At 45.5% G+C, this 25,642-nt stretch carries 23 protein-coding genes; 7 read left to right on the top strand and 16 right to left on the bottom strand.

Annotated elements, in window-relative coordinates; all coding sequences use genetic code 11:
• The first annotated feature begins 46 nt into the window (after positions 1–46).
• Entirely contained in the window at positions 47–256 is a 210-nt protein-coding gene (locus JGK20_RS02900; protein WP_293182595.1) for a hypothetical protein, read from the top strand.
• A 774-nt stretch (positions 257–1,030) separates the two neighbouring features.
• Here JGK20_RS02900 and JGK20_RS02895 read toward each other — a convergent pair.
• Together JGK20_RS02895 and JGK20_RS02890 are read right to left on the bottom strand one after the other, a co-directional pair.
• Positions 1,031–3,046: an ABC transporter ATP-binding protein gene (locus JGK20_RS02895; protein ID WP_293229317.1), complete on the bottom strand. Its 2,016-nt coding sequence runs from the start codon at positions 3,044–3,046 to the stop codon at positions 1,031–1,033.
• Between the two features lie 518 nt (positions 3,047–3,564).
• Positions 3,565–4,077 carry a hypothetical protein gene (locus JGK20_RS02890; protein WP_293182591.1) on the bottom strand — a complete coding sequence of 171 codons (513 nt, stop codon included), beginning with the start codon at positions 4,075–4,077 and terminating at the stop codon, positions 3,565–3,567.
• Positions 4,078–4,154: 77 nt separating this feature from the next.
• Here JGK20_RS02890 and JGK20_RS02885 point away from each other — a divergent pair, with 77 nt between their 5' ends.
• A complete protein-coding gene (locus JGK20_RS02885) occupies positions 4,155–4,337 on the top strand; it encodes a hypothetical protein (protein WP_293182589.1) in 183 nt (60 codons plus the stop codon).
• On the opposite strand, the gene JGK20_RS02880 is transcribed toward JGK20_RS02885, so the two are convergent.
• The 10 genes from JGK20_RS02880 to JGK20_RS02835 form a co-directional block, all read right to left on the bottom strand.
• Positions 4,334–4,540 (bottom strand): hypothetical protein, encoded by a 207-nt coding sequence (locus JGK20_RS02880; RefSeq protein WP_293196734.1) that lies wholly within the window; start codon positions 4,538–4,540, stop codon positions 4,334–4,336. The two genes, JGK20_RS02885 and JGK20_RS02880, sit on opposite strands and share 4 nt — an antisense overlap.
• A gap of 321 nt (positions 4,541–4,861) precedes the next feature.
• On the bottom strand, positions 4,862–5,302 hold the full coding sequence (locus JGK20_RS02875; RefSeq protein WP_293190425.1) for a DUF3574 domain-containing protein: 441 nt from the start codon (positions 5,300–5,302) through the stop codon (positions 4,862–4,864).
• A 486-nt stretch (positions 5,303–5,788) separates the two neighbouring features.
• On the bottom strand, positions 5,789–6,871 hold the full coding sequence (locus tag JGK20_RS02870; RefSeq protein WP_293182583.1) for an ABC transporter ATP-binding protein: 1,083 nt from the start codon (positions 6,869–6,871) through the stop codon (positions 5,789–5,791).
• 247 nt (positions 6,872–7,118) lie between these two features.
• The gene (locus JGK20_RS02865) at positions 7,119–7,982 is read right to left on the bottom strand and encodes a carbohydrate ABC transporter permease (protein WP_293229316.1); all 864 of its coding nucleotides are present in this window, start codon (positions 7,980–7,982) and stop codon (positions 7,119–7,121) included.
• A 174-nt stretch (positions 7,983–8,156) separates the two neighbouring features.
• The gene (locus JGK20_RS02860) at positions 8,157–9,056 is read right to left on the bottom strand and encodes a sugar ABC transporter permease (RefSeq protein ID WP_293229314.1); all 900 of its coding nucleotides are present in this window, start codon (positions 9,054–9,056) and stop codon (positions 8,157–8,159) included.
• An 81-nt stretch (positions 9,057–9,137) separates the two neighbouring features.
• Positions 9,138–10,448: an ABC transporter substrate-binding protein gene (locus JGK20_RS02855; protein WP_293229312.1), complete on the bottom strand. Its 1,311-nt coding sequence runs from the start codon at positions 10,446–10,448 to the stop codon at positions 9,138–9,140.
• A 571-nt stretch (positions 10,449–11,019) separates the two neighbouring features.
• A complete protein-coding gene (locus tag JGK20_RS02850; protein ID WP_293185227.1) occupies positions 11,020–12,417 on the bottom strand; it encodes a DUF4912 domain-containing protein in 1,398 nt (465 codons plus the stop codon).
• A gap of 227 nt (positions 12,418–12,644) precedes the next feature.
• Positions 12,645–12,779, bottom strand: a complete 135-nt coding sequence (locus JGK20_RS02845) for a hypothetical protein (protein ID WP_293185226.1) — start codon at positions 12,777–12,779, stop codon at positions 12,645–12,647.
• Positions 12,780–13,061: 282 nt separating this feature from the next.
• The gene (locus tag JGK20_RS02840; protein ID WP_293229309.1) at positions 13,062–14,555 is read right to left on the bottom strand and encodes a tetratricopeptide repeat protein; all 1,494 of its coding nucleotides are present in this window, start codon (positions 14,553–14,555) and stop codon (positions 13,062–13,064) included.
• On the bottom strand, positions 14,512–15,870 hold the full coding sequence (locus JGK20_RS02835) for a P-loop NTPase fold protein (RefSeq protein ID WP_293217253.1): 1,359 nt from the start codon (positions 15,868–15,870) through the stop codon (positions 14,512–14,514). The genes JGK20_RS02840 and JGK20_RS02835 overlap by 44 nt, the downstream gene beginning before the upstream one ends.
• A gap of 195 nt (positions 15,871–16,065) precedes the next feature.
• Here JGK20_RS02835 and JGK20_RS02830 point away from each other — a divergent pair, with 195 nt between their 5' ends.
• Positions 16,066–16,185 (top strand): hypothetical protein, encoded by a 120-nt coding sequence (locus JGK20_RS02830; RefSeq protein WP_325315896.1) that lies wholly within the window; start codon positions 16,066–16,068, stop codon positions 16,183–16,185.
• On the opposite strand, the gene JGK20_RS02825 is transcribed toward JGK20_RS02830, so the two are convergent.
• A complete protein-coding gene (locus tag JGK20_RS02825; protein WP_293190429.1) occupies positions 16,178–16,621 on the bottom strand; it encodes an Imm30 family immunity protein in 444 nt (147 codons plus the stop codon). The genes JGK20_RS02830 and JGK20_RS02825 overlap by 8 nt on opposite strands.
• A gap of 24 nt (positions 16,622–16,645) precedes the next feature.
• The gene (locus JGK20_RS02820) at positions 16,646–16,936 is read right to left on the bottom strand and encodes a type II toxin-antitoxin system Phd/YefM family antitoxin (RefSeq protein ID WP_293185221.1); all 291 of its coding nucleotides are present in this window, start codon (positions 16,934–16,936) and stop codon (positions 16,646–16,648) included.
• Between the two features lie 148 nt (positions 16,937–17,084).
• Here JGK20_RS02820 and cysS point away from each other — a divergent pair, with 148 nt between their 5' ends.
• A complete protein-coding gene (gene cysS / locus JGK20_RS02815) occupies positions 17,085–18,707 on the top strand; it encodes a cysteine--tRNA ligase (protein ID WP_293196740.1) in 1,623 nt (540 codons plus the stop codon).
• A 61-nt stretch (positions 18,708–18,768) separates the two neighbouring features.
• Here the strand turns inward: cysS and JGK20_RS02810 are convergent, their stop codons facing one another.
• Entirely contained in the window at positions 18,769–19,749 is a 981-nt protein-coding gene (locus JGK20_RS02810) for an alpha/beta fold hydrolase (protein ID WP_293185218.1), read from the bottom strand.
• Positions 19,750–19,893: 144 nt separating this feature from the next.
• On the opposite strand from JGK20_RS02810, the gene JGK20_RS02805 reads away from it, so the two are divergent.
• Entirely contained in the window at positions 19,894–21,021 is a 1,128-nt protein-coding gene (locus JGK20_RS02805) for an AI-2E family transporter (RefSeq protein ID WP_293224269.1), read from the top strand.
• Positions 21,022–21,522: 501 nt separating this feature from the next.
• On the opposite strand, the gene JGK20_RS02800 is transcribed toward JGK20_RS02805, so the two are convergent.
• A complete protein-coding gene (locus tag JGK20_RS02800; RefSeq protein ID WP_293185216.1) occupies positions 21,523–22,440 on the bottom strand; it encodes an OmpA family protein in 918 nt (305 codons plus the stop codon).
• Positions 22,441–22,677: 237 nt separating this feature from the next.
• On the opposite strand from JGK20_RS02800, the gene JGK20_RS02795 reads away from it, so the two are divergent.
• The gene (locus JGK20_RS02795) at positions 22,678–23,352 is read left to right on the top strand and encodes a hypothetical protein (RefSeq protein ID WP_293203024.1); all 675 of its coding nucleotides are present in this window, start codon (positions 22,678–22,680) and stop codon (positions 23,350–23,352) included.
• A gap of 8 nt (positions 23,353–23,360) precedes the next feature.
• Positions 23,361–25,439, top strand: coding sequence for an abortive infection protein (locus JGK20_RS02790; RefSeq protein ID WP_293196743.1), 2,079 nt, complete (start codon positions 23,361–23,363; stop codon positions 25,437–25,439).
• Positions 25,440–25,642 lie beyond the last annotated feature (203 nt).

The raw sequence follows: 25,642 nt of genomic DNA, 5'->3' as shown, positions 1-25,642 counted from the left end.
GACTATTTGAGAGCTACCTCTACCCTTAAGTCCGAGGATTGGAGTAATGAATAGTCTGATTTTAATTTCTCCCGAGCAGGCTTGGGGCTTTCAACCAATTCTTTCGGGTAAATTTTTTCTAGCTGGCGAAATCAAGCATTGGCATTTTTTCCTTATTTTATGCAACACAACCATAAAATTAAGTGTATTTACGGAATTAGCGAGTAATATTTTTTTAGCTGCGGTGCGGCTTTTATCATTTTTTGTAAGGGCATAAAGGGTTTATCTTTAATAATGGACTAGATATTGCTGTTGGTCATTGGACATTTGGCCTAATCTAGCTAGTCCAGCACGCAAAATTTAATTATCTAGAGTGCGCCTGAAGCACATTACCGCGTAAGAGTATCGTGTCAAACCACTTTTTGCGTAAGTTATGACCCGGTTTGATGTACTAAAATACTGCGGGGAACTCTCTGACTGCTGGTTGAAAAACCCGGACTCTCCGTCAAATTCAACCAAATTTCATACTACCTATTAATTGTGAAGTTAAAATGAAGATCGACTGTTGATTTATGAAAAAAAAATAAAAAGATGTTGGTAGGAGTTGTTAGTTAAACTCCTATGTTCCCGGGTAATTGGGAATTGGGAATGGATCCGTTGTACTTCGCGAGTGTTGCAAATTGCTATAACCGGACATTCTCCATACCGAAGGCAGAATCCAGTGTTAAGTGTTTAATTTGGATTTTGATTTTTTTAACTGTATTAATACAAGTTCACAAAACTCTTGCTACAATTATCAATCTGGTATTAATATCGTGTCCGGTTGATTACCATCACAAAAACGGTTTGTAGTGCGGACTTCAGTCCGCAGTATAAAGCGGACTGAAGTCCGCACTACAAACCTTGGTACAATCCATGTGTAGGCTTAATTCTGGGATTTGGTTAGAATTGTATCCCATCAAACCACCACAATCAAATTGGTTTGATGAGGAATTTAGTCCGATGCTGCCAAAGGCCCGGGGTTAATTTAGCTAGCTAGATAATATCACATTTATTGCGATTCATCCCCAGGCGATAGGGGCGCATTCGCAGCAGACAAAGCAGATTGGCGACCTAATTGCTGTTGCCGAATGCGCTCCAAATTCCCCGCCGGAATAGCAGCTATCAGTTGCCGCGTGTAAGCTTGCTGCGGTTGGCGGTAAATGCGCTCGGCTGTGCCAATTTCCTCGATTTTACCTTTGTTCATGACGATCGCGCGATCGCTCATAAACTTGACCACGCTCAAATCGTGAGAAATAAAAATATAAGTCAGTCCAAACTCTGTTTGCAACTCCTTGAGCAAATTTAAAACTTGCGCCTGCACCGATACATCCAATGCAGAAACCGATTCATCGCAAATAATAAACTTAGGATTCAAAGCCAAAGCTCTAGCAATACAAATTCGCTGCCGCTGTCCCCCGGAAAATTCGTGGGGGTAGCGCCGCATAAAATCGGGATTTAAACCCACTCTATCCAACAAATAAGCGGCGCGATCGCGCTTTTCTTTCGGGTTTTTGCCAAAGCTGTGAATCACCATCGGTTCCATCACCGCTTCCCCAACACTCAGGCGCGGATCGAGAGAACTATAAGGGTCTTGAAAGATAATTTGCAAATCGCGCCGCAGCCGGCGCAATTGGCGATCGTACTCTTTTTTGAGCCGATAATTAGCCATCCACTGCCCTCGGGAACTACTTTTGGTAGGAGGGGTAATTTCTTGACCTTCAAAAAACACTTTGCCGCTGGATATCGGAATTAATTGCAGCAATGCTCTCGCTAAAGTTGATTTACCGCAGCCAGATTCGCCGACTAAACCCAAAGTTTCGCCCGGGTAAACCTCAAAAGAAATATCGTTTACCGCCATAAACAAGCGTTTAGTTTCGCCAAACATTCCTTGCACCGGAAAACCGACTCGCAAGTTATTAACAGCTAGCAAAGGCTCGGAAATATTCGGCAGCCGAGGGGGTTTTCCGGTGGGAAAAGTGGAAAGTCCGCCGCTGCTGTCGCCGTCTAAATCGACATTTTTCTCGACAATTACCAATTCGCCGCTAGCATTTGTGGTGACTTCCATAAAATCGGAAACTGTCGGTAAGCGGCGCATTTGGCGTTCGAGAGTTGGGCGGCAAGCTAAGAGACCTTTTGTGTAAGGATGTTGGGGATTGCTGAAAATTTGCTCGATCGCACCGCATTCAACAATTTTACCTCGGTACATCACCGCCACCGTATCGGCAATTTCAGCAATGACGCCTAAATCGTGGGTAATAAAAATCATTGCCATGCCTCTAGAGTCCCGCAACTCGCGCAGCAAAGCTAAGATTGTTGCTTGCACGGTTACGTCTAAGGCCGTTGTCGGTTCGTCAGCAATTAATAAAGTGGGATTGCAAGAAATGGCCATCGCAATCATCACGCGCTGGATTTGACCGCCGGAGAGTTCGTGGGGATAGCGATCGAGCATAGCTTGTTTTTGGCCGTTGACTTGTGGCATGAAATCGCGATCGTCCTGGGCACCTGCTTCTTGCCGCAAAGCCAAACAGCGCTGCCGCAGTTCCTCGTCCCCCGGTAGCAGCTTCACCTCTTGCAATAGCGAAGCAGCTTTGCGCCGCGCTGCTGTCTGGGATATCTTTTGGTGGAGACAAATGGCTTCTGTGAGTTGAAAGCCGATCGTAAAAACGGGATTTAGCGAACTCATCGGCTCTTGAAAAATCGTCGCAATCTGGCTTCCCCGGTAGGTTTGTTTTTCCCTATCCGGCATTTCCAGCAGATTCACAGGCTGCTTGGTAACGCCATCTGCTGTCGGAGAAAACCATATTTCGCCCTGGATTTTCGTTAACGAACTTGACAGCAAACCCATAACAGCGAGGGATGTTACCGATTTTCCCGAACCCGACTCTCCGACAATTCCCAGAGTTTGCCCTCGCTTCACCTCAAAGGAAATGCCGTCAACAGCTTTGACTGTTGCGGACGCATTGTCTGCGTCCGCAGATTGAAATTCAACCCGCAGGTTGCGAACTTCTAGGACGGTTTCACTCATGGAAGTCTATGGCAAAAGTTAAAAGGAGATTAAGTGGATTGTAGCAGGGCCTGTTAAAGACAGAAGGCAGCGGGAAACTCTTAAATTTTCAGTTTTAAATTTTAAATTCTTTAACTGATGGTGATTTTCACGCTTAGTAAAAAAAATACAGATGCTACGGTAGGGACACTGCACTCCCTCCGCTACGCTTCGCCCAAGGCGTGTCAACTTAAGGCTGAAACCCTTGAGAAATATGGGTTTTATGCCAAGTCTAGATCCCCCTAAATCCCCCTTAAGAAGGGGGACTTTGAGTAACTTCTTGTCCCCCCCTTCTTAAGGGGGAGTAGGGGGCAAGCTAAGGGGGGATCTAAGTTTAATGGTCAAACAGCCATCTGTGACTGGGTTTGAGCTGGTTGTTGACACCAATGTGCAATGCCGTTTCCCTACTATATTTCATAGAATTGAAAACTGCCTATAACAACACCCAAAACTCAAAACCCAGAACTACTTAACTGCCGAATGCGGGGGAAGAATTTTCCTCAATAACCGATGACTTGAGTGCCAGCAGGCAGTGCAGTGGTCTCGGAGACCTTTTTAAACACGGTTGCCTGGTCGTTTAAGGAATTCGGTCTTGGCAGTCCGGGATTGGTGCCTTCCACCTGAAGGCGCATTTGACCTTCGGGAGTCAACTCAAAAACAGTCTCAACGGTTTCGGTCTTGTTGAGGCTGACATCCAGGTGCATCGGTTTTGCAGCGAGATTAACTTTATACCTCGTTTCTTTGGCGCAGGGGGCTCCGTCGGGGCATTTACCCATCATGAACAATTTGCCTTCTGGGGCAAAGACGAAGGTGAAAGACTGACCGGAGGGGATTGTACCTTGCCATTGACCTAGAAGTTGCTTGTCGATATTGCTAGCGGCGGGGGCTGCTGCTTCGGCAATTGTTGGTGCTGCTGCGGATGCTGGGCCTTGCGCGCCGTTGAAGCTGCTGGCGAGGATGCCGAAGCAAATGCCACCTGCGATCGCTTTGCCAATCATTTTTAAATTAGACATGAGACCGATCTCAAAATTGGTTGTTTGTTCTGTACACTGTAGCTATAAAACCGTAGTTTGTTTAATGTAAATCCCTTTTGGGTAAAATAAAATATATTGAGGTAAAATGGCATAAAAACCGCTGCAATTTCGGGAATCTGCCGAAAAAGTCGATTCCAATGTGTTCGAGCGCGATGATTGTGATGGTTCGCCGGTGCGCGATCGATCGCTTTTCTGTAGATGAAAGCAATTGCGCTGTTTTCGCAGCGGCGGATGTCTAAGATTCTGGTTGAGATTCTGGTTGAGATTCTGGTTGAGATTCCGGCGTAGCTTTCTGTTCTTTTCGATCTCGTTTTGTTCGCTCCAATGCCTCTGCGTAAGACCAAGCCACGCTCACAATCAAAGCTTTCCCAATACCGTCCAAATTTTTTTGTACATCGTCGTTATCCGGCGCTTGGGCTTTTGGGTTGCCATCGTTCGTCATATTTTTGTTTTCTCCCGGGCTGGTTTTTCTGGCGACTTTTTGCAATGTGCGATCGATACCCACAAATTATAATTTTTACGAGAAAAAATTGGTTGAAAGCCTCTCCCTTTGAGGGAGAAATTAAAATCAGACTATTCATTATTCCAATTCTCTGACTTAAGGGTAGAGGTCGCTCCTAAACTGTCAGCAGTCAGCAGTCAAAATTCAACTGTCAACTGTCAACTGTCAACTGTCAACTGTTGAATGCACCCTACTTATCTCTGAGGGTATGACCTTGATTACTAGGAATAATATCATAAAAACGCTGATTGGATGAGCTAATCAGAAAGAAACCTTAACTGCGCTGGTCGTCCGCAGCACTGACTCCTGCTGAAACCTGCGCTTGTAATTTTCGATAATTTCCTGAATAGCTCGATTTTTTTCCTGGCTAGTTTCATAAATCAAAATAACTATTTTAGAGTTTTCTCGAATCAATATTCCGCCCTGGTTGAGAAACTGCCCGGAACCGTCTAATACAGTTAGCCCTTCCCGAAAACGAGGGGTAATAACTTCCTTGACAAACTCCTGCCATTCTGACTCAGAAATTGTCTCGCCTCCGGGTTTAGTTAAGCCAAAATACAGTTCATCTTTGAGGAAGGTTTTTGGACTGGCGTTAGTATCGGAAGTTTCGGAAATTTGAGCGCGGGCAATTGTCCCCGGACAAATCGGCACGAGCAACAGCAGGCCTGCCAAGCAAAGACTGTTAAGATGTTTGTTCTTCATGTCATTATTTTCTATAAATAAACAAGTAGTAGGGTGCGCCAGTGCGATCGCTCTTTAACTACCGACTATGAGACTATTGGTACTGAGGCACCGCCCGAGCGATCGCACAATACCGATGCTACCGTTCGCGATATAATTTAACATAAAATGTGCAGATTAGTTTGTATAGCCTTTCTTAAAAAGATTCGCGGACGTAGTTGGGCTTCAGCCCTCTTTGTTTATTATTATATAAGCTGTCAGTCATACCTCATCTTTCTGAAAACCTCTATACTGCGGACTTAAGTCCGCACTACAAACCTTTTTTGTGATGGCGATCGATCGCAAATGATACCAGTCAACTAGCTTTTTCAAGCACAAATATCACCTTAACAGCAGCCAAATACTTATACCTCTTACTACAGTCATAACTTAGTTAAAAGCAGAAATAGTATTTTTCAGCACAGGGTTAGACTATTTTCAATCGATCGTGTTATACAGGCCAAATTTTCATTTCAAGCGATCGCCAGTTTTGACATCAAACCAGTGCAGCAACTGAGACGGAAAAACCAGCTCGACAATTTCGGAACTCCACTGACGGTCATTTGGGAGCAAAGCGCGCACCGTTACTGACTCCAAACCTTTAACTCGGACGCTAACTAAATTTTGCATTCCCAAGTTTTCTACTAAATAAACCTCACCTTTAATTGCCTCTGGATCTGGCTTCTTCCTGGCCTCTACATCTGCAAAGCTGAGGTGTTCCGGGCGAATTCCCAAGACAATCTCTGGTGGGACTGTCGGCAGATTTGGTAGCGGAACTCCAGAATCGCCCAACATCGCAAAATTTCCCTGGCATTTAAGCACTAGCAAATTCATTTGCGGGCTGCCTACAAAACCCGCTACAAACTGATTTGCCGGACGGTTATAAATCAAGTGTGGCGGGTCTAATTGCTGGATGCTGCCGCTGTTGAGAACTGCGACTTTTGTAGAAAGTGTCATTGCTTCGGTTTGGTCGTGGGTAACGTACACTACAGGGGCTTTTTGGGATGAAAACAATTGTTTGAGTTCGGCCCTAACTTTTTCTCGCAATAATGCGTCGAGATTGCTTAAAGGTTCGTCGAGCAAAAATACTGCTGGTTGGCGCACTAAGGCGCGTCCGAGGGCTACTCGCTGCCGCTGTCCGCCTGATAGTTTACCTGGTTTGCGATCGACTAATTCGGTCAATCCGAGGGATGCTGCAACTTCTGTCACTAAGCGATCGATTTCGCTGTCGGATATTTTTCGGAGTTTGAGGCTGGATGCCATATTGTCGTACACTGTCATGTGCGGATACAGCGCGTAACTTTGAAAAACCATTGCAATATCCCGATCGCCCGGTCTGAGATATGTCACATCGCGATCGCCAATTCTAATCTCGCCTCTAGTCGGCTGTTCCAACCCTGCAATCAACCGCAGCGTGGTAGATTTGCCACACCCGGAGGGCCCCAGCAAGGTCAGAAATTCGCCCTCGCTGACATCTAAGCTAATGTCTTTTACTGGTACAACTTTGGGGCTGTAGGTTTTATTGAGGTTTTTTAGTTGCAGTTTTGCCATGATTTTTTATTGGTTATTGGTTATTGGTTATTGGTTATTGGTTATTGGTTATTCGTCACTAGGAATCAACTTAGGAATGATAATTAAATAACTTACAATCTTTATTGTTCTTGTGGAATGGGCGTCCCGCCCGTTCTTTCTGGACGGGCGGGACGCCCATTCCACAAACTTGTGTAAATTATTTAATTCGCGATCCTTAACTATTTGACTGTTTTATTGACAAATTCACCACTCAAAACTCTCCTTACTATCCCTTGACAGCCCCGGCTGTTAAACCCTGAACGATGCGCCGTTGGAACACCAAAACTAGCAAAACCAAGGGTAAGGTTCCCAAAACTGTTGCTGCTGCGATCGGGCCGTAGGGAATCTCAAAGACTGATGCACCGCTGAGTTGAGCCGTGGCGACGGGAATTGTTTTCAGAGATTCGCGAGTCATAAATGTCAGTGCGAAAATAAACTCGTTCCAAGCTGAAATAAATGTCAGAATTCCGGTTGTGACTAAGGCGGGAAATGTCATCGGCAGCACGATTTGCCAGAGCATTTGAAAGGTGTTGTATCCGTCAACTTTAGCAGCATCTTCTAAATCTTTTGGCAGTTGTTGAAAGAAACTCCGCATTACCAAAATTGTTAGCGGCAGATTGATAGCTGTGTATGGAATAATTAAGGCTAAATAATTATTTCCTAAATCCAAAGCTTTGACTATTTCCAACAGTCCTAAAAATAACAACACCGCCGGAAATAGCGTCACAATTGTCACACTTGCCAGAATAATTCTCTCGCCCCACAGCCGCAATCTGGCTAATGCGTAAGCTGCGGGAGCACCTACTGCTAAACACAGCAGTGTGGAAGTAATGGAAACAAAAGCGCTATTTAAAATGTAAAGTGCAAACGGACGGCGCTGGAATAAGGACAGGTAATGATCGAAGGTAATTCGGGTGGGAATGTAGACGTTGGGAATTGCTGAGATATCGGCGTTTACTTTGAAGGAAGTCAGCACTTGCCAGATGATGGGTGCGAGGAAATATGCGACAATTAATATCGCTGATAGGGGCAAGATTAATTGCCGGATGTTAAAGGGTTTTGTGGTAGGTTGTTCGCGGGCGATCGACATAGTTTATACCAATGAAAGGAACGTTTCATTCAGTTGACAGTTGACAGTTGACAGTTGACAGCTACCTCTACCTGGAAGGAAGAAGATTGAAGCAATGAATAGTCTTCTTTTAATTTCTCCCTCAACGTATCTGATTCGTTAACCTCCACCAACCTAAAATCCCCAATCCCAAATCTAAAATTGAGTGGCGCGGGCTCTCGATAATAGGTAACTGGCGATCGCAACTGCGGCCACTAACAGCAAAAAAGTACACACCACCAAAGCCGCCCCGTACCCAAAGTCTAAATACCTCATCACCGTGCTGTAAATGTAGATAGAAACCGTCTCAGTCGCCCCAGCCGGCCCCCCTCCCGTCATCACCTGAATCAAGTCAAAAATGCCGAAAGCTTGGGCAAATCGAAACAGCAAAGCAATCACAATTTGGGGCATCAGCAGCGGCAAGGTAATTTGACGGAAACTCTGCCAACTACTGGCGCCGTCAATGGCGTGGGCTTCATACAAATCACCGGAAATCGATTGCAATCCCGCTAACAAAAGCAAGCTGACAAACGGCGTAGTTTTCCAAACATCGGCTGTAATCACTGCCATCATTGCCAAAGTCGGATCTCCCAACCAGCTAATGCTCTTTTGAATCAATCCCAAGCGCAGTAAAATGTCGTTAATTACGCCGTATTGATCGTTAAAAATCCACGCCCAAGCTACACCCATCAGCGCCGTCGGCAGCGCCCAAGGCAGCAGGGAAATTGTCCGCACAATGCCGCGCCCCGTGAAAGATTGATTTAAGACTAAGGCAATGCCCATGCCGAGAATTAATTCCAGCACAACAGAGGCAAAAGTAAAGACTGTGGTGTTGCTTAAAGTTTGCCAGAAACGCCCGTCGCCTAACATTCGACTGTAGTTAGCAAAGCCGGAAAAAACCAGTTTCAATTCAGTACCGAGGTTTTGGGTGAATAAACTCAGCCAAAACGCGCGCAAGATTGGGTAAGCAAATACTAGCAGCAGAATTATCAATGCTGGTGCTACTAATATCCATCCGGTTCTTTGTTCGCGCTGTCGCATTTGGTCTAATTGCATATTTTAAGGTTCTATTCTATTCTTCAGTCCGCGGAGGCGGACATTGTTTTTGTAGCCCCGAATGACCTTCGGCGGGTTCTATTATTTTGGTTGTTTCAAACTTACTAATAAATTGCGAGTTTCGCTAGCCGCCGCTTTCATTGCTTGTTCCGCAGTCATTCTCCCAGTAAAAGCTGAACTCAAATAGCGCTGCAAAATATCAGAAGCTTGAGCGTATTGTGCAATGGGCGGGCGCAAGGCTGGGCGTTCCACTACTTTTAAAAGTTGCGGGTAGTGGGGATATTTGGCGACTATTTCTTTGTCGGTAAATAGGGATTTGTAACTGGGAATTAAACCTGTTTCTAAAATGAATTTGCGCTGGGTTGCCTCGCTGGTGAGGTATTTAATTGCTTTCCAGGCTTGTTCTGGATGTTTTGAGGTTTTGGATATTCCCCAGCCCCAGCCGCCCAAGCAGGAACCGCCTGTTTTACCGATACTGCTGAGCATTGGCTCGATCGCAATTTTGCCTCTCACTTTAGATCCCTCGGCATTTGCTAGCTTCCAAACATAGGGCCAGTTTCGCAAAAACAGCGCTTTCCCGTTTTGAAACAACAGCCTGGTTTCTTCTTCGCCGTAGGTAGTAACACCCGCTGGAGAGATGCCGGAGGCGATCGTATTTTTGAGAAATTCCACTGCTTTAATGGCCTCGGGTTTATCTAACCCAACTTCAAAAGTTTGAGGATTAGCCCAGAAGCCGCCGAAACCCGAGAGCACTTCGACAAACATCGCAGATACTCCCTCATATTGTTTACCTTGCCACAGATAACCCCAAGTTGCTTTTCCTTGTTGCTGTAAGTTTTGAGAGATTTTTACCATCTCTTCAAAATTTTTCGGTGCTGGAATTCCGGCTTGTTTTAAAATGTCTTTGCGGTAATAAAGCATTCCGGCATCCGAAGCGTGGGGAATTCGGTAAAGTTTGCCCCGATACCTTCCGCCTTCAACGTTACCGGGGATGAATTTTGCAAGTTGTTCGGGGGGAATTCTGTCGGTTAAATCCCTTACCCAACCTGCGGCGGCAAATTTGGGAACCCAAACGATATCCATGTTGATGATGTCGTAGGGCGACTCGCCTAAAAGAAAGGCAGATGTGTAAAGATTTTCGACGAGGTTTGTGTCAAAGGGCCCTTCTACGAGGTTGATGCGAATATCGCGGTTTTTCTGTTCAAATTCTTTGACAAACGGTTTCCAGTTGGCAATGTCTTGGCCTTGCATTAACATCGTCAGCACAACTGGCTGCTGAGTCAGTGCGGGCAGAATAAATAACAGCAAGACGGCTGCTAATGTGACAGCGAATAAGGCGAAAAGACGGGGGCGCTTTTGCCTTCGCTGGGGCGGGGAATTTATTTTGGGCATTGGCTTTTGAGATATGACTGTGCGATCGCCTTACTGATCTCATAACTCGCTTTCTTTCGTTTCGCGGGATTTACCGAGTTTGTGCAATGAAAATTTAAGTAAACTTTAGCTTACTTAATAATTGTTGAGTGAAAATTACAAATTTTGAGGTCACGAGTTCGATCGCAAGTTAAGTCAACATCTATCTACAGGCAGATGTTGAGAGTCTTGTCTAATATCGTTGACGCTAGCATTGATATGATTCAATCGTTGGGGCGGTGCGTGAGTAATAGTCTCGAAGTGTGGATGTAAAGATTTCTCGCCCTCACGCACCCTACCAAGAAATAATTCTTATTCCTTATTCCCTCTGTCAACTGTCAACTGTCAACTGTCAACTGTCAACTGTCAACTCTTCCTTCTAAATACAAAAAACACCGCTCCTCAAAATAGGAGAACGGTGTATAGGGGGTGTTATGGGTTGTTGTCTGAAACTAACCCTAACAAATCGCCATTTGCTCCGGGTAGGCCTTGTGATGGTTAAAAAATTGGCACAAACCCAAACACCTACCGGGATCGCGATCGACATTTACGATTAGCCCAACCATTCCACAACAGAATCTTCCTTAGTGTTGGTGCGACGTTCAGGGGTTTCGCGCTCGAATTTCATGTGGACAGCGCGGTTTTGTTCGCCGTCTGCTGCTACTGCAAAAATCGGATAGTCGATCAAGCCGTCTTGGAAAGACATCTGGAAGCGGAAAGTGCCGTCAGCATTCAGTTTGATTGGCTGTCCGCCTACGTAGACGGTAGCATCGGGTTCGGTGGCGCCGTAGACGATCAGTTCGGCATCAGCAACTAACCAGAACTGGCGGGGGCGCATCGGGGCGGCAAAGCCAACTCCCGACATACCGACACCGGAGGACATACCGAAACCGGACATGGTGAGGCCAGACATACCCACACCTGACGCAGTGAGGCCGGACATACCCACACCTGACGCAGTGAGGCCGGACATACCCACACCTGACGCAGTGAGGCCGGACATACCCACACCTGACGCAGTGAGGGCAGACATTCCTGCCCCAGCCCACATTCCAACACCGGAGGGGAATACGTAGGAACTCAAAGCTTGTTCGTGGATTGCGGATTGCTGGATCGAACCTGCAACGTGCTGCATGGAACCGAACATCGAACCTGCTACGCGCATCGATTCTGCCGATTCTGCCATGCCGAAGATTTGTTCGTAGATGGCGTTGCCGGTGCTGTAAGCGATGCCGTTGGTTGCTTGTGCGATTTTCTTGGCCGGGGGAACCAGTTCGGCGAAGGTTTGGCCGCGCAAGTCTTCTTCCCAGTCGAGGGTGATGAATTGGTCTTCAATCCAGTCGCTGGGATAGATTGGCGGGACTCGGACTTCTGCCGATCGCGCCAACACCAACCAACGGCCGTCTGCACAGCGGTAGCCAATGTCGATCGCATAATCGCGATCGCTTACGGGGATTGGCACGTACCATTCCCGCGCCAGTTCGTCGCAGGGATATTCTTGAATGCTGTGGGGGCTTTGGATGTCGAGGTTAACATCTGTAACGTCGTAGATCCGCAGGGCGAGTTGCTGTCCGCCTTGGCGGCGCATTTCTTGTTTGCGATCGTTCGGGATATCCCAGTAGGTGTAAGCCCATTCTGGATCGCGGGGCATCAAAACAACCCGGCTTTCACCGTAACCGTTGGGCAAATCTGCTAAACCTTCATCTACAGACGCCAAAGAACCGCCTGTTCTATCTTCTTGACCTAGTTCAAACTTTGCTGCTTCCACTGCTTCTTGTGCCTCTAGTTTGCGAGATGGACTGTATGAAAACTTGTTGCGCTGAATTTCTTGAATTGATGCCAGAAGTTGCGATTTCCGCATCCGGCTGTAGCGAGAGACTCCACATTCGCTAGCAACTCTGCGGAGTTGTCGCAAAGTCATCTCTTCTAATGGTGGGCGTTCTTTTGCCATGAGTTTGTTCTCCACTAATTTGGATGGCGGGTTAGATTTTTCGATTCAACACTAATGTGTTGATTTTTTGAGTTAGAAACTCTTTTAAATACAATTACGATCGAGCTTCTGAATCTCTCCAACCTTTGAAGCCTTGCTGGTTTTTAGCTTGTCTTGTCCCCAATTGCGATCGGGGTTTCTGACTTATTGGCTTCTGCGCGCACCGTCCGATCTAAATAAAGCTTTATCTATCGATTCTTGATTGACAAGATCGATTGTGCGAGTGCGATCGGTGCTGCTAGCAACGCTGTGCCGGCAGCACACGCGCTATCTGACTCCCAAAGTTGCTCAATCAAAGCATTTCTTTGGGATCGCTTTGTCATGACTTAATGTTGCAGACAACTCCCGGTCTGGTCAAGGGGTCTTTTGCCTTAATCATGGGTACTTATACGCATTTTCGGGGATTCGGGGATCAATATGTCAGGGAATATTGATATTTTAGAGCGTCAGGGGATCGATGTTCGGACAAATATCAGGGTTTGATGACATATTCTGGGACGGGGCTGGTGATGGGTTTGGAGGGTTTGGTGGGTGAGGGCGGCCAGAAACCGGGTTTCTACGAGATTTTACGCATCCTCACGAGATATTCGTGAGAAACCCGGTTTCTAAATCCCGCGCGCAAACTTACGATCTCCATCCATCTGCTCAACCTCAGCAATAATTTCCTTCACTATCTCCGCATCGGGCGATCGCAAATGCTGTAAAATCTTCAAAGATTGCTGTAAATAATTCAAAGCTTGGTCAAAATCTCCCTGCGCTGCTAACAACTGTCCAAGCATTGCGAAAGTAGCAGTTTTCCCTTGAACATCGCCAATTTTTTCCTTAAGTTCGAGAGATTGTTGATAAAATGCGATCGCCTTTTCTACTTCTCCTTGATTTGCATAGATTATTGCTAGACAGTGCAAAGTAGCAGCTTTCCCTTGAACATCGCCAACTTTTTCCTTAAGTTCGAGTGATTGTTCATAAAGTGCGATCGCCTTTTCTACATCCCCTTGATTGGCATAGATTATTGCTAGACAGTGCAAAGTAGCAGCTTTCCCTTGAACATTGCCAATTTTTTCCGTAAGTTCGAGAGATTGTTGATAAAATGCGATCGCCTTTTCTACATCTCCTCGATCGGCATAGATTATTCCTAGTTGGTGCAAAGTAGCAGCTTTCATCTTAAAATCGCCGATGCGTTCAAAGATTTTCATAGCTTGCTGTTCTAAAGTAATTGCCTTTTCAATTTCCCCTACATTGCACTCAATAATTGCTAATTCATGCAAGGAATTTGCCTTAACATCGCCTAAATTTTCATCATCCTTCGCCAAACCTAACGCTTGTTCTAGATGATATTTTGCTGTTTTATATTCACTCCGACTGCGATAAGCAATCCCCAACTCATTCAAAACCCTGATCCGAGTTTTCAAATCCCCTGGAGTTTCCTCGCGCCCATTCGACGGAGTATATTCAATCAATAACCGTTTCAATAAATTAATCCGTTCCTGCTTTTCCGGTAACTCACAATTGCTAATTCCTTTGCTAGCATTCAGAGTTTGAGAAATCGCATCATCCCTAGTATTTGCCGGAGTTTTGAACACAAAAGTTCCCGAATTCCAGGCCCAGAAATCCGGCGCATAATTAGCAACTCGCGTAATCGCATAATCTGGCAAACAAAAAATCATTGGATGCCGTACCATAACCGGATAAGCATCTCGCACCCAATTAAAATCTACCAACATTGGCGGATATTCCCCCGTCATCCCGATCGCATTTTCCACTCCCCGCACAATGAAAATCAACTTTTTGTCTGGTTGAACCTTGACTGCTGGCAAAACCTTCAGAATTTCATCCATCAAAAAGCGCATATCAGGATCGGGAAAATCCCAAATCTCAAACTGCATCTCTTGACAATCGGGATGATTAATTAAAGCCTGAATAATCGCATCTGTATCCTTCGCAAAATTACAGTCAATAAATCCCAAATCAAAGGCATCATCGGGAACAATATCGACAAACGTCAGCAATTGGTCAAAAGATTCTTGATTGAATTCAATTATCCTTTGCTGGTGTATTTCAGGGATTTCCTTGAATTGATCTAAGGGCTTGTTGGAAAGCATAACTTTGTTTTACGAGTGGGTTGACATAATTCCACCGACTATTGCCGTTGTATTCCAAGACGGAAAGATTGAATAATAAATTTTGTCCGATTTCTTCTTTAGCAATATCTTTGTCGATGCAAACTCGCGCTAGTATTGTATAATATTCTGGTGTAGGAGTAGACCTTTCAAAATCAAATTGCTGTTGATTTAAAGCGTAAGTTACATCTTCAGCCAAAACTTTATTGTGTTTGCGAGTAATGGCCGTGCGACAAGCCGATCGAGTTATCTGCATCAATTGTCGCACATGACCGCCACTGGCTTTTGCCAAATCTAGCAACTGTTTTCGATCGTCAAATACCGCACTAACATCAACTCGTTTCTCGATCAAACTGGCAACTCCATCTAATCTTTCCTGATTGCAATTTAAATCGCACTCACTGCGGTTAAATTCATAAATATTCACCATTGGCACGATGTTGGGATTGCTATCAAATAAATTGCTGACATTTTTATATGAATAAATTACCGAAATCGGCACTGTATAGATAATTGTACAGTCTAGTTCTTGCAGTTGAGGAGCATAATCAAAAAACAAATGATTGGCAACTCTTGGAGTAATGCGGTCTAAGTTATCAACAATCAGTAAAAATCCTTTTTGGTAACGGCCTGGATATTTGCGTATCAGCTTGTCAAAAGCATCTTTTAACAACAGATTCATATCTGTTTGCAAGCGGGATAGATTGCGCTGAAGAGTTTCGCGAATAACTTGTTTGTGTTGACTAGAACCTCGGATTTGACCGATCAATTTTGCCATCAGCTTAGAAATAAAGGGAATTTCTGCCCCTGCACTTGCTTCAGTTTCAATGCTAACAGAAGATTGAACAGTTTCTTCTGTTTCTTTAGTGACTTCTTTAAACCACAATTCAAAACTATGTAATAGTTTTGGATCAAACTTCAATCCTAATTCAGTTAACTCATCAGCTACTTTTTTGATAACTAGCAAATATAAATCGGTATATTCAGCATCAAGAACATCTAGTTCCTGATCGAATTCTATATAAATGACCCGATATTCATTTTCCCATCGCGACTGAATGCGTTTTAACTCTGTACTTTTGCCGCATCCCCGATGTCCCGTAAACAAAATTGTGTTAAATTCTCCCGGTTCTTGAAGATCCAAATCCGTGCTAACATTTTCGATCGCCACTGTGTTGCGTACTGCGGACAAATCTACATAATATCGGGCAATATCATCACCCGCTAGAGGCTTGACATCGCAAGCGCGGTAAGCTTCCTTGAGTGTTTTGGCGCGGTTGGGTGGGAGTGAAGTCATCGGATTTTAGATTATGGATTGTAGATGGAACCCACAGTTGACTGCGATTAGGGGCGATCGCAATGTGGAGCTTTTCAACCCCAATTCTAACTCATATCTCACACGATACTCAAAAAATGGCGATCGCCACCGACTGACCATAATTAATTATTGTCCTAAAAATCAGGTTTTCCAATACTTTTGTAAAGACAAGGAATCGCCAACGAACTGTTAAAAGAAGAAGTTCATCAAAGCGATATAGTGCTGGCTTTTCACCATCCAGACGATCGATCGCCCTTTGACAGATTTTGCTGTTGCCTAAACATTCTTACCTAGCCAACTCTAATTTTGGTTCCCGCTTGCTTAAATTGTAACTAGCGCTTTCTTCCAGCAATTGACGAACAAAACTAGGTTCTTCGGAGTTCAATGAATGCAAAATATCTCGATACAAACGACAAGCATCATCATCATTCAAAATGCGGTTGTGGAGAATTCTCGTCCATTCCGAAGCAACGAGCATTAATTGCGGTATAACTGTAACAAATGCTTGAATCTGTGCTGACACATCAAAAGATTCTAAAAAATGAATCAAACCGAACATGACTTCTGGCTGTTCGCAGCGATCGTCTAAAATCAGATGTAAATCTGGCAAATCTTCATTGTGAGGACGATCGGCAACTGAGGCTAAAGCATTTTCAAAAGCTGTCACTTCATCAGGCGATCGCATTAATTTATTTTTTTCTAAAAAGTTAATCCAAATATTTTCTTTCATCAGCTATTACCTTCCTCATCTGATTCATGGGGAACTGTCTAACTTGTCAAACAGTTGATTAAAAAAATCCTCCGCTTTTTTCCCTTCCCCTCGATCCATTTGTGCCAAACCCAGTTTAATTCCCTTTAAACTCTCCAATAACTCAACTGCATCTAAAAGCTTCTGATAAGATTCAGCATCCTGAACAACTAACTCTGCTTTCCCGTTGACAGTTAAAACTAAAGGATTTTTTGTTTGCTTCAGTCGCTGCACAAACTCAGTCGTATTACGTTTGAAATCGGTGAGAGAATGTATGTCTCTTGAAAGGTTGATCATAATAATAACATTAAATTAGCATTCAATTCAATGCTACACCATGCCGACGGAGTTCGTCAATCAAATTTTGATAGCAAAAAAAATAGCGGAATCAAACGCGGTACTATAATAAATTAGAGCAATACATCAATCCCAAATCTCAAATCCCATGTCCCTAACGCTTTACAACAGCTTGACCCGCCGCGAATCACCTTTCGATCCCATCGAACCCTCAAAGGTGCGGATGTATTGCTGCGGCGTTACGGTATACGATTACTGCCACGTCGGCCACGCCCGCGCTTACATCGTCTGGGATATGGTGCGCCGATATCTGATGTGGCGGGGATACTCGGTGCGCTACGTACAGAATTTTACCGATATTGATGACAAGATTCTCGATCGCGCCCGCGAGACAAATTCCACAATGGAAGCCGTAGCCGAACGCTTCATCGACGAATATTTTGCCGACATGGACAAACTAAATATTCTCAGGGCCGATGAATATCCCCGCGCCACCCACTCAATAGACGGCATCAAACGGCTGATTCACGAGTTAGAAAACAAAGGCTTTGCCTATGCGAACAGCGGCGACGTTTACTACAGCGTTCGCAAGTTTGACAACTACGGAAAACTTTCGGGCCGCAAGTTGGAAGAAATGGCAGCCGGGGCTAGCGGCAGATTGGAAACTGCCGAAATAGAAGCTCAAAAAAAGCAAGATTCCTCAGATTTCGCCCTGTGGAAAAGTGCTAAACCCGGTGAACCTTTTTGGGAATCATCTTGGGGAAAAGGTCGCCCCGGATGGCACATTGAATGTTCGGCGATGGTGCGCGATTGCTTGGGCGAAACTATTGATATTCACTGCGGCGGTTCCGATTTAACTTTTCCGCATCACGAAAACGAAATTGCTCAATCTGAAGCTGCGACTGGCAAGTCTTTGGCTAATTATTGGATGCACAATGCTTTTGTGACTGTTAATGGCAGAAAGATGTCGAAGTCTTTGCACAATTTTATTACAATTCGCGATTTGTTGGAGGGGAATTGGTCGGGAGAACTTGAATCTGACCCCCCCCAGCCCCCCCTTGCTAAGGGGGGGAGTAAGAGTGAATCTGACCCCCCCCAGCCCCCCCTTGCTAAGGGGGGGAGTAAGAGTGAAAATGAATCTGCCCTTGCTAAGGGGGGGAGTAAGAATCAAAGTAATAAGTCAAAAGCGGTGGAACCGATGGCGGTGAGGCTGTTTGTGTTTATGGCGCAGTATCGCAGTCAGATAGATTTTACTGAAGATGCGATCGCCTCTGCTAGAAATGGCTGGAATACTATCAACGAAGGCTTGCTTTTTGGACTCCGATATGCCGATAAACTAAATTGGGATGTTGAGAAAACTGGACAAGATACCAAAGCTGTGCAGCAATTCCAAGCAGCTATGGATAATGATTTCAATACTCCGGCTGCTTTGGCTGTTTTGTTTGAATTGGCGAAGGAATTGGGTAAGGAAAGCAATGTTTTGGTGCATCAAGGCAAAACTGAAACTTCGCCGGAATTGTTGCAGCTTCATTGGCTGACTTTGGTGAGTTTGGCGGGGGTTTTGGGGTTGGAAGTGCAGCCGGAAGCTGACAGCGATGCGGTGGTTGGCGGTTTGAGTGATGCGGAAATTGAGGCGATGATTCAGCAGCGGAAGGATGCCCGGATAGCTAGAAATTTCGCTGAGGGCGATCGCATTCGCAACGAACTCAAGGATCGGGGCATTACTCTGATCGATCAAAAAGATGGCACAACAATTTGGCATCGCAGTTGAAATTCAGAGTTTTTTAACCGCAGATGAACGCGGATTAACGCAGACGAAATTCCATCCGCGTTCATCTGTGTTCATCTGCTGATATCTGCGGTTGCAAACTTCCATTCACAAACTCCGCAACAGCACTCACAAATTCTGCCGTAGATTCGTAGGGTAAAACATTGCGCCCCGGCATTAATAAACCCTCTGCGTTGGGAAAGTTAGCCAAATATTGCGCTATTCTTTCCTCTGGTTTTTCTTCCTTACCTGATTGACTGATGCTTGAGGCTTTTTCTCCCATAATAACGAGTGCCGGATTCATAAACTGTTGAATCGTGGTACTATAATCTTGCCGCCAAAAACCCGCTAAAAATGAGAAAACTGCATGACGGCTGTCAGGATTTGCCGCCCCAGCTTGCAAAGCATCCAACCATTCGCTGTCAACTTTAGCAGCATCGCCAAACAGTTGTTTTGCAGAAAAAGAGCGCAAAAATTTAGCGCGTCTGGCGTATCGATAAAAAGCGTTTCCCAAGGGAGAGTCTAACAAATTCCAGACGATTCTTTGCTCTCTATCTGTCGAATGTTTGTTCATCACCGCCCAGGCTGGAGGCCCGGCGAGAACTAAGGAATGGATTAAATTAGAACCGCTTTCCTGCTGAATTTTGGCTAATTCCAAGGCTACACACAGTAAAGCACCTTGCACGAGGACGATCGCAGGTTTTTTTACTACAGTCTCCAAGAAAAACTGCAACTGTGCCGCCCAATCCTCAGGATAGCAAGCCACAGCGGGCATTTCGCAATCACCGCAGCCCAAAAGGTCGGGATTGTAAATCGGATTTGTGTTACCTGATTTGTACCAACTTTCGCAAAATCTATGCCAAAAGACTCTTGACAAACCAACTCCTATGGGATGAATTAATAACAAAGGTATGCTATCTTCTGTCGCAGTAGTTGGTTGATAAACATCATAAGCGCAGCGATATTTTTGCCATTCGTAAAACAGCGTTGGTGATTTGATAGACGAAATGGCTGATAAATCTTGAGTTGAATATTGTGGTTGCATATTATTTTTTTGTGCCGATGTTACTTTTTATTATAAAATGAGTAGGGCTGGGTTTTACCCAAAATATATGGGGTAACTCAGAAGATAAATAAACCCGCCCTGTGCGAGGAGATAAGCGCAACTACAGACCTTTATTATTTAATCATGTCTGAACAGCGGATTACAATTTCTATACCTAACTTGCTGCTCATTGTAGCATCGTCCTTGCTGCTAGTGCTGCTGTGGCAATTGCGGAGTCTGCTAGTAATTCTGATGATATCAGTCGTGCTCGCCGCGTCGATCGTCCCGATCGTCAATTGGGCCGAAACCATGCGCGTTCCCCGCTGGCTGGCGGTGATTCTGGTTTATTTAACTCTGATTGGCGGATTCAGCGGGACGGTAGTGTTAATCGGGCCGACAGTCATCGATCAAATACAGTTACTGGTGCGACAGTTACCAGTTTACGCCGAAAGTCTGGAAGTGGTAGCGACTAGCTTAGCCAGTCGCCTCACCGATGATGCACCTGCTTTGGTGAATCAGTTGCTGGACACTCAATCGCTGACAAATTGGCTGATTCGATCGAGCCAACAACTGGTTTTGCGATCGTACAGTTTAACAAGAGGCATTCTCGGCGGCTTCTTCAGCCTAGTTTTAGCATTATTTATTTCCGGCTACATGGTAGCCGACAGCGACACATTAATTAAAAGTTTGGTGCAGTTTTTCCCGAAACCTTGGGACACAAAACTCGCCGCCCAAGCCACGCCCATCGGGCAAAGAATGGGGAGTTACATTCGCGGGCGGGTGTTAGTTTCGGGGATTTTAGGGATATTTATCACCGCAGGTTTGAGCTTTTTGGGGATGCCGGAGTTTGCTTTGGGCTTGGGTGCGATCGCAGGTGTGACAAATCTGATTCCCTTCATTGGCCCGGTTTTGGGTGCAGTACCCGCCTTAATCGTCGCCTTAGCTAAGGGTGGATGGGTGTTGTTGTGGGTATTGCTGTTATTTGTATTTATCCAAAACTTGGAAACTTACGTACTAGATCCTTTGCTGGTTGGTTCCTCGGTTGGGGTGCATCCATTGTATCAATTGCTGTCTGTCTTGGGAGGCGTGCAAGTATTAGGAATTATTGGCGCGGTAATTGTGCCGCCTTGGTTTGCGGGAGTAGCTGCTTTGATTGAGAATTTGTATTTAAAACCGAAGCTGAGGAGCGAATATCGAGAGACAATAAATCAAGCTAAAAATAATTCTGACTTACCGCCTTTGACACCTTCGGCTTCAACAGTTGACAGTTGACAGTTGACAGTTGACAGTTGACAGCTTGTAGTTGTAGGGTGTGTCGCCTGCGATAAATTCCTAACTCAATACCGAGAATCTCAGGGCGACGCACGTGATACGACTCATTAAAATTATTTCCACAAACACCAAACTCGTCAAAGGCTGATTTGCTCAAATATTTTATCCGGTGCGTCGCCCTGAGTTTATTCGTCAATTTGAGAGATGGTTGAGGGTGACACACCCTACAATTATCTGGTGCGTCGCCCGATCGACTATTTGTCAATTTTAAAGATGGTTGGCGGCGACACACCCTACCCTACAAATAATGTTGCATGATTTTTCCTAAGATTTAGCACGGTTATTTCAAAATACGAGACAAGATTGCCACAGCCAAAAACTATCTTGAAATTATCTGCGTTCATCTGTGTTAATCTGCCTTAAATCTGCGGTTGCTCTATCAATCCTAAGTCTAGTATCTATAAGCCCAATGACAACTGACAACTGACAACTGACAACTGACTAAGGACTAATTGCCACTTCAATGCGACGGTTGCGCTGCCGATTGATCTCAGAACTATTATCCACCGAAGGGCGACTTTCCCCGTAGCCGATCGCCACCCAATGATACTTCTGCCCGAGCACACCAGACAAATACTGCACCACAGCCTGAGCCCGCGCAAACGACACATTGCGATTTTCCGCCTCTTCAAGAGCGTCGTCAGTGTGGCCTGCAACCCGCACCGTCGCCCCCTCGTAACTCCGCAACTCCGCCACCAAATTGTCCAAAATCGCACTGGTACCCGCCCGCAGAGAAATGCTGCCAGTATTAAACAAAACATCGCTGGGCAAAGTTACCATCAGCGCATCCCCTGCAAACACTGGATTTCTCGTATTCTGTGGCTGCGCGTTACCATCGAGAGGGCTCGGCGCGGGTAAAGCCAGAGGAGGAGTGGCCTCCGTTGGGGTTGCAGCCAATTCCTGCGACATCAACTGCAACCGCTTTTCCAAAGTTTCCGTCGGGCGGCTGCTACCCAACTGACTTTCTAAAGCCGCTGTGCGCCCAATTAGCGCGTTGAGCTCGCCCTGCAACTTTCTTAAATCTCCCTGCAATTTCTCTCTCTGGGCGGGATTGACTTTCGACTGGGGAGTTGGTGTAGCGGTTGGTGCAGGAAGCGCTGGAATTGGCGTTGCTGGGGCGCGTTTCGGGCTGGAGGTCAAATTTTGAGTTACGCGCAGCAATCTCTCGGCGATCGGCATAGACGTGGCGCGTGAGGGATAAATTTGGGCGATCGCCATCCCCAAAACCCACGCAAAACCGCTGCCTACTCCCAGCAACAGCAGTCTAAAGATTAGCGACAGTAAAAATAAACCTTTTCCCCGCGACTTAGAGACGCGAGTCGGGGGGATTGAAGGTTTTTCCGTAGAATATCGCGTCATGGTTCCTCCCTCTCGGTACACATACCAGATTAATTTCGATACTATCCTATATATCCAATTTTAGATTTTGGATTTTAGATTTTAGATTGGAGGACAAATCTCAAATCTGAAAAATTCACCCGGTTTCTACAAATCTGGGGTTTGGCGGCACAGCATTTCCGACAAAAACCCGATTGCTATTCCCCTGCCTGTAAGCCTAAATCTGTTAGATAATACTGTAGAACTTTTGGCAAAAAAATGATGTCTGACCCTTTAAATAGCCCCTATCCCGTGCCTTGGGAATGGATTAATGAGACTCACGCTAAGGTGAGTTCAAATGCTGGCACAGGTATCCGCTACTATCGGAGTCCTTCCCTAGTTTCAACTAACGGCCAATACGCGGCTTACAGTCGAATTGAATTGCAAGTACAGCCGGAATTGTCGCGGTGTCGGGTTAGCAGCGTCATGTTTGTGGAAAATCTCAAAACTGGGGAACTGCAAACAGTGGCGGCTGCTTCGCCCCTGGCCGAAAGCGGAATGTATGCTAGCGATGACACAGATATGTCCGGGACGATCGCAATTTTAGTACCTGTTTCTTGGAATCAAGAGGGTTCCCGCGTTCTCGCCCGCGAATTTGAAGCGTTGTTCAACTCTTCCGATATGTCCGACTACGCGGTCATTTGGGATAAAAATGATAATTATACTTATACCGTTGCTCCGGCTCGCAGTCTTTACACCCATGCTGTATTGTTGGGTTGGAGTCAAGTTTGCCCGGGACAAGTTCTGTTCCGCGCCGGTCATTTGGGCGATCGATCTTGGCCTCTTTGTGCCGTCGATATGACTGGCCAAACCGTATCTGTCACCCAAGACAAACCCCTAGTTTTCGGCACTCAAGCCAGCACAGACTGGATCGAACCTAAAACTCGTTTCTAGATATATTTATGGCGGCATATTCTTTGATTTGGCCCAAAATTATTTTACTTTCCGGTCAATCTTTAGAGCAATTTCTTTTGACTCTGGGGATGACAGCTTTGGCTGTGATTTTCGGTCTCACAGCTTTTATTTTTGTTCGGGTTTTTGTCAATTGGTTGCAGGACAAGCTGGAGGAAAAACGCCATTTTCTGAAATTGAAATCACCCCTAAAAAACCGAGATTCAACTGCCAATATTGCCGCAGGTAAAAACGTTTTTTTAGAACCGCAATTTGTCGAAGAAGATTCCAATTATCCGGCGTTTTTTGAGGAACCAGAAAGCGATACTTTAGAAGAGCCGGAGCCAGAAATCGTCTGCGAAGATGCAGCAGCAGTTGCCCATCTCTACAACCCGATCGCACTTTGGCAAGGGCGCTTGATTTTGCCATCAAACGAACAGCGCCAGATTTATGGATCAGTTTTTTTTGAAGTGATCAATGCACCCAAAAAACATCAAAATTTCATTGGCAAAATAGCATTTTTGAAGTGGAGTACAGATCGCCAAGTACAATTTTTTGTCCACGCCGTCAGTCAAGATATCAGCTTCACCAAACAAACTCAAAAAAGTCAAAAATCAGGCAACATCCATCCAGATAGATTGAACGGCTGGCGCAATGTCGGCCCTTTAGAAACTCTAGCAGGTAGCAGACGCGAAGACAGCGTGACTGTGATGTTACGGAGACCGGTGATTGCCATCAACCATAGCAACAGCGACCCGCAAGAATTAATTATCGATCGCGAACCAGTACAAATTATCGGACGTTTCTGTGCCTTAGTCTCAATTTTACAGCGCCCAGAACCCGACAGCGACAAATTTATTGTCCGGCATTTGGGCCAAACATCCCAACAATTTGACGGCGCCGCCGAAATCATTCGGATTCCCCAAGTACAGCCAGACAAAAATGGGATAGCGAGGTCTACCAATCACCAAATCGAACAATCGCCATTAAATTCAGAGGGCTGGTACATTTACGGCGAAAGAGATGAAGATAATATTTTTGTTGTTCAGGCTATCGAACCCCGGAAAATTGCCCAATTAATCCCAGATGAAACACATTTCGGGTTACAAAAATCTCTCGCTTATTTAAAAGACCAAAACTGGTTAAATACTAGGGCGCAAAAAGGACAAGCCAAAAGAGTATTGTTGATGCCAAATGATGCTACAGAAAACGATTCAATCTCCCCTTGGCAAGAAGGAGATATCGGTATAGTGATTCACTGTTTCGGCGGTATCGGCGGCAAAGGCGGCGAACCGGCACCGCTGAGAATTGTCACCGGACATTTTGCTTTTGGAGTAGCAAAAGTTGTGCGCGATCGCTTTACCCGCGAACTGCGTTTTGACATAGAATACAAACAAGTTTATGCCCACAATCCAGACGGAATTGTAGCAGGTTCCAGCAAATGGCAAAGTTACATGGGAGACTTGCAGCGCGGCTGGTTGGGCGATCGCCCGGTGTGCGATATCATCTGTAAATTAGACTGCGTGTGTTGCGACTACGACTTTGACGGCATCACCTTGTCGCCTTTAGCCGAATTCAACCAGCAACTAGATATCATGATGGCGCGCTACCGCAGCGGAGACGGCACCGGCGCCAGTTTAGTCACGCCAGCAACTTCTTGCGTCCAAGATTCCAGTCAGGCAATTTACGCGACAATTAAAAAAATTACTGCGGAAATTGAGTCAAATCCTCAGATTCAAGACTGGCTGAAAACACATCCCACCGCCGCACAAACCGAAAGATTTAACCAGTTAATAGCCTTAGGAGAGAGTTTAGAAAAAGTATTAATTCCCCTCGGTGTTGTCCGTCCAGATTGGCGCAAAAATGCGAGATTGGCGGGTATTGATTCTGAACTGAAAAAAAGCTTTTTTGCTGGCATCGTGAATTCGTTCAAAGCTGCTATGAGTTACCGAACAATGCTGCCGAGGCGTACCCAAGATGCGATCGCCAAAATCCTCTTAAAACAAGGAGCTTTTTTGTGGGTAATTCGCACAAATCAAGTTGGTGGATGCGATCCAGACATTGAGCCGATCGCACCTACAGGACTTTGAGTCAAATTATAATATAAGAAAAAGACGGCGGTTGAAACCGCGTCTACACAAACAAATTCCGCCTCCGCGGAATGAAGAGAATTAATCAGATCCGGCGATTTTAACCGTCTTTTCTTCAACCCGCGGAGGCGGGTTTTGTCTGTGTAGACGCGGTTTCTAACCGCCGAGTCTTCTACGAATCCGGCGATTTTAACCGCCGTCTT

It is taken from the genome of Microcoleus sp. PH2017_05_CCC_O_A (genome assembly GCF_020738785.1).
Classification (GTDB): domain Bacteria; phylum Cyanobacteriota; class Cyanobacteriia; order Cyanobacteriales; family Microcoleaceae; genus Microcoleus.
This window is presented reverse-complemented; position numbering and strand designations above follow the sequence as displayed.

Excerpts from the sequence above, each read along its gene's own strand:
- JGK20_RS02805 (WP_293224269.1), top strand. The coding sequence starts at position 19,894 with ATGTCTGAACAGCGGATTACAATTTCTATACCTAACTTGCTGCTCATT.
- JGK20_RS02855 (WP_293229312.1), bottom strand. The coding sequence starts at position 10,448 with ATGCCCAAAATAAATTCCCCGCCCCAGCGAAGGCAAAAGCGCCCCCGT.
- cysS (WP_293196740.1), top strand. The coding sequence starts at position 17,085 with ATGTCCCTAACGCTTTACAACAGCTTGACCCGCCGCGAATCACCTTTC.
- JGK20_RS02820 (WP_293185221.1), bottom strand. The coding sequence starts at position 16,936 with ATGATCAACCTTTCAAGAGACATACATTCTCTCACCGATTTCAAACGT.
- JGK20_RS02865 (WP_293229316.1), bottom strand. The coding sequence starts at position 7,982 with ATGTCGATCGCCCGCGAACAACCTACCACAAAACCCTTTAACATCCGG.
- JGK20_RS02875 (WP_293190425.1), bottom strand. The coding sequence starts at position 5,302 with ATGAAGAACAAACATCTTAACAGTCTTTGCTTGGCAGGCCTGCTGTTG.
- JGK20_RS02870 (WP_293182583.1), bottom strand. The coding sequence starts at position 6,871 with ATGGCAAAACTGCAACTAAAAAACCTCAATAAAACCTACAGCCCCAAA.
- JGK20_RS02835 (WP_293217253.1), bottom strand. The coding sequence starts at position 15,870 with ATGACTTCACTCCCACCCAACCGCGCCAAAACACTCAAGGAAGCTTAC.
- JGK20_RS02825 (WP_293190429.1), bottom strand. The coding sequence starts at position 16,621 with ATGAAAGAAAATATTTGGATTAACTTTTTAGAAAAAAATAAATTAATG.
- JGK20_RS02790 (WP_293196743.1), top strand. The coding sequence starts at position 23,361 with ATGGCGGCATATTCTTTGATTTGGCCCAAAATTATTTTACTTTCCGGT.
- JGK20_RS02850 (WP_293185227.1), bottom strand. The coding sequence starts at position 12,417 with ATGGCAAAAGAACGCCCACCATTAGAAGAGATGACTTTGCGACAACTC.
- JGK20_RS02845 (WP_293185226.1), bottom strand. The coding sequence starts at position 12,779 with ATGACAAAGCGATCCCAAAGAAATGCTTTGATTGAGCAACTTTGGGAG.
- JGK20_RS02895 (WP_293229317.1), bottom strand. The coding sequence starts at position 3,046 with ATGAGTGAAACCGTCCTAGAAGTTCGCAACCTGCGGGTTGAATTTCAA.
- JGK20_RS02890 (WP_293182591.1), bottom strand. The coding sequence starts at position 4,077 with ATGTCTAATTTAAAAATGATTGGCAAAGCGATCGCAGGTGGCATTTGC.
- JGK20_RS02795 (WP_293203024.1), top strand. The coding sequence starts at position 22,678 with ATGATGTCTGACCCTTTAAATAGCCCCTATCCCGTGCCTTGGGAATGG.
- JGK20_RS02900 (WP_293182595.1), top strand. The coding sequence starts at position 47 with ATGAATAGTCTGATTTTAATTTCTCCCGAGCAGGCTTGGGGCTTTCAA.
- JGK20_RS02810 (WP_293185218.1), bottom strand. The coding sequence starts at position 19,749 with ATGCAACCACAATATTCAACTCAAGATTTATCAGCCATTTCGTCTATC.
- JGK20_RS02840 (WP_293229309.1), bottom strand. The coding sequence starts at position 14,555 with ATGCTTTCCAACAAGCCCTTAGATCAATTCAAGGAAATCCCTGAAATA.
- JGK20_RS02800 (WP_293185216.1), bottom strand. The coding sequence starts at position 22,440 with ATGACGCGATATTCTACGGAAAAACCTTCAATCCCCCCGACTCGCGTC.
- JGK20_RS02860 (WP_293229314.1), bottom strand. The coding sequence starts at position 9,056 with ATGCAATTAGACCAAATGCGACAGCGCGAACAAAGAACCGGATGGATA.
- JGK20_RS02880 (WP_293196734.1), bottom strand. The coding sequence starts at position 4,540 with ATGACGAACGATGGCAACCCAAAAGCCCAAGCGCCGGATAACGACGAT.